General features: G+C 65.4%; 5 protein-coding genes. All 5 read right to left on the bottom strand.

Annotated elements, in window-relative coordinates:
* Positions 1-347, bottom strand: a 347-nt coding sequence (locus B3587_RS06375; protein ID WP_292727251.1) for a DEAD/DEAH box helicase, incomplete at its 3' end; no start/stop codon positions are given.
* Positions 344-1,105 carry a twin-arginine translocase subunit TatC gene (gene tatC, locus B3587_RS06380; protein ID WP_292727253.1) on the bottom strand — a complete coding sequence of 254 codons (762 nt, stop codon included), beginning with the start codon at positions 1,103-1,105 and terminating at the stop codon, positions 344-346. The genes tatC and B3587_RS06375, both read right to left, overlap by 4 nt.
* Before the next feature lie 69 nt (positions 1,106-1,174).
* Positions 1,175-1,444, bottom strand: coding sequence for a Sec-independent protein translocase subunit TatA (tatA, locus tag B3587_RS06385; protein ID WP_228179074.1), 270 nt, complete (start codon positions 1,442-1,444; stop codon positions 1,175-1,177).
* A 100-nt stretch (positions 1,445-1,544) separates the two neighbouring features.
* Complete coding sequence (locus B3587_RS06390) at positions 1,545-2,522, bottom strand: helix-turn-helix transcriptional regulator (RefSeq protein WP_292727255.1); 978 nt, start codon at positions 2,520-2,522, stop codon at positions 1,545-1,547.
* Positions 2,519-2,975, bottom strand: a 457-nt coding sequence (locus tag B3587_RS06395; protein ID WP_292727257.1) for a helix-turn-helix transcriptional regulator, incomplete at its 5' end; no start/stop codon positions are given. The genes B3587_RS06390 and B3587_RS06395, both read right to left, overlap by 4 nt.

Consider the following 2,975-nt stretch of genomic DNA (forward strand, 5'->3'; position numbering starts at 1 on the left):
CCGTTGATGTTGGTGTCTCCGGTGAGAAGCCCCACATCATCGGGCCCATAGACATCGACGAGTTCGCGGAACTTCTGGTTCGACAGCGCCTTCATCGGCGTCGTGTAGAACGCCTTGTCGGAGGGCTCCCGCATCGCCAGATGAATCGCGAACTCGCCGACAATGGTCTTTCCCGCCCCCGTGGGCGCAGCGACGAGCACGCTTCGCCCCGACTCGAGCGCGTGGCATCCGGCCATCTGAAACGGATCGAGATCGAAACGCTGATCGTCGGCGAACGCCGCCGTGACCGGATACGCACGGGCTGCTTCGGCCCGCGCAAATCGCTCCGCTGGGCTTGGAGCACTCACCCCGTCGCCTCGGGCGGCAGCAGGGCTGCCTCGCGCTTGGATCTGCGTCGGTCGAACAGTAGCGACACACCGGCTGCCGCGAAGAAGAGCACGACGAGGATGCCTGCCAACATCAGCATTGACACGGCGTCAGCTGCGGGTGTTGCAACCGCCGCGAAGAGGGTAGCCACCAGCACTGCAACCCGCCACCCTTTGAGAATGCCGCGGCCCGAGATCACCCCCGCGACGTTCAAAGCAACGAGGAAGACGGGTAGGACGAAAGAAACCCCGACCACAAGGAGGAACTTGAAGACGAAGTCGTAGTAGTACGTTGCCTCGTAGAACAGGGAAGTCTGGTCTGGAGCAAAGGTCGCCATGATCTCGACGACGTGCGGGAGCACGAGCCACCCCACGGTAGTCCCCGCGAAGAACAGCGGAACAGCTGCCCCGACGAACCCCGCCGTGTAGCCGACTTCTTTCCTTGTGAGTCCCGGCATGATGAAAGCCCAGATCTGCCACAGCCAGACCGGTGCAGAGATCAGAAGACCGGTCGCGAAAGCGATTCGGATGCGGAGATCGAACGGACCGGTGATCGTCGTGAACATCACCTCGACCTTGTCGGTCTCGCCACGCATGGCCGCCACATCTGCGATCGGAATCGTAATCAGCCGGATGATCGGATCGGTGATGATGAACGCCACCACCATGCCGACGACGAGCGCGAGGGCAGCGATCATGAGCCGCTTGCGCAACTCGATCAGATGTTGCCCGAGAGACATCCTCCGGTCACGGCGCGGCCGGTCGGGCTCTCCTACCTCCGGCAGGGAACTGGTCGCCACGCGGCCGGGTCAGGCTGTGGAATCTCGGCCGCTGGATGACGCGGCCTGCGACGAGCCAGCAGAACCCGTCGAGGACGAGTCAGCGGCTTCGGACGCTGCGACGTCGGGCTTCGCGGCATCCTTGGAGTCGTCGTCCTTCATGGCCTTCATCTCGCCCTTGAAGACACGGGCGGACTGGCCGAGGCTCTTTGCCAGCGCGGGCAGCTTCGCCGCGCCGAACAGCAACAGGATCACCGCGAGAATGATCAGCAGGTGCGGCCACCCGAATGCGTTCCCCATGGGGTCTCCTCACGATTGCGGTGCCTGAAGTCTACCCCGGCGCCACTCACGGGCGCCGGAACCTGGACTGAGAACCGTCCATATCCCTGTTTTGGTCTTCTTATGTCTGCTCGGGGTACTGGGCGAGGCCCGCCTCAGCCCACTCCCGCGCCGCTTCGCGGGCGCCTGTCGGCGCGAGAATCCGCACGTCTCCCCCGCGTCGTGCGGCCAGGCGCCGAAGGCTCACCTCGTCTGCAACCCGCATCCGCGCCGTGCTCACCGCTGCCGCGGTCGTGACGGTGGCCCGATCAAGATAGTCACCCAGAAGAGGCGCGACGGATGCCGGGAACTCCAATGTCACGATCACCTCATCACCCGCATCGCGCCCGGTCGCATCGAACCAGTCCGGCGCCGATTCCTGCCCGTGCGTGATTGGGATGTCGGTCAGCGCGAGGTCGCTCACGCGATCGAGATGGAAGGTCCGCATCGCCTCGCGCAGATGGCACCACCCCTGCAGATACCACTGTCCTTGCGCGATGAGCACCTTCACCGGATCGACGGTGCGGGTCGTGGGAGCTCCCTCGGGTGTCTTATAGGTGAAACTCACCGCGACGCGCTGACCCAGAGCATCCGTCACCAGCCGCCTGACGGCATCCACCGGTTCGGAGGCGACGACGACGGCCGCGGGGGTCCGTGACGCCCCGCGCGCGAGCTTCGCCAGCAGCCCGGCATACAGTTGCGAGTCTCCGACGCCGGGGATCGTGGCGGCGAGCTGGAGTCCCGCCAGCAGAGCCGCCGCTTCCCGCGCCGTGAGGCGAGGTGCACGCTCCAGACCCACCGAGTTCGTGATGACGATGAGGTCGCGTTCCTCGAGAAGGTCCCAGTCGATGTCGAACAGTTCGTTCGCCATCTGCCAGTAGCCGGAGTCACCTGGCAGCCCGATCACGGTCAGCCCACGCACCATGGTGCGCATCTGTTCGGGGGCGACGTCGAACTCGTCTGCGGCCTCGGCGACAGACACTTCTTCCTTCGAGATGAGGTACGGGACGAGCTGCAGGAGCAGCGCCGCGCGGTCCGTTGCCACTGACGCGCCGCTCACGGGGCTTCTCCCGCGTGAGCGTCGCGCGCGGCCCGGAGCCGGCGAATCACCTCGGACCTGACCTCATCCGGTTCGACGACACGGACTTCGGGACCGTATGACGCCAGCTCATCGGCGAAGATCTGAAGGTCGACGTACGGCACCCAGTAGCCCTGCGCAGCAGGCTCGGCACGACGAGACAACCGCAGCCATGCCTCGGTGCCAGGGTCGATCTCTACGAGAGCCCGCTGCCGAGCTGCGAGCTCACGCAATCCCTCGAGAGCGCGCTCGCCCGCACCTTCACGCAGCACTGGATCTCCGACGGTTCGGGTGATCACCACGTCATCCACGATGCGGGTCAGCAGGAACGTTCGCGGTGCGTCGAGGTCCAGATCGAGCCCGTATACGTGCCATCGAGCCTCAAACTCGACGAGCGCGAGCGGCTGCACGCGCCGCACTCGCGGCGCAGCGCTT

The sequence above is a fragment of the Microbacterium sp. UBA837 genome, assembly GCF_002296025.1.
GTDB lineage: Bacteria > Actinomycetota > Actinomycetes > Actinomycetales > Microbacteriaceae > Microbacterium.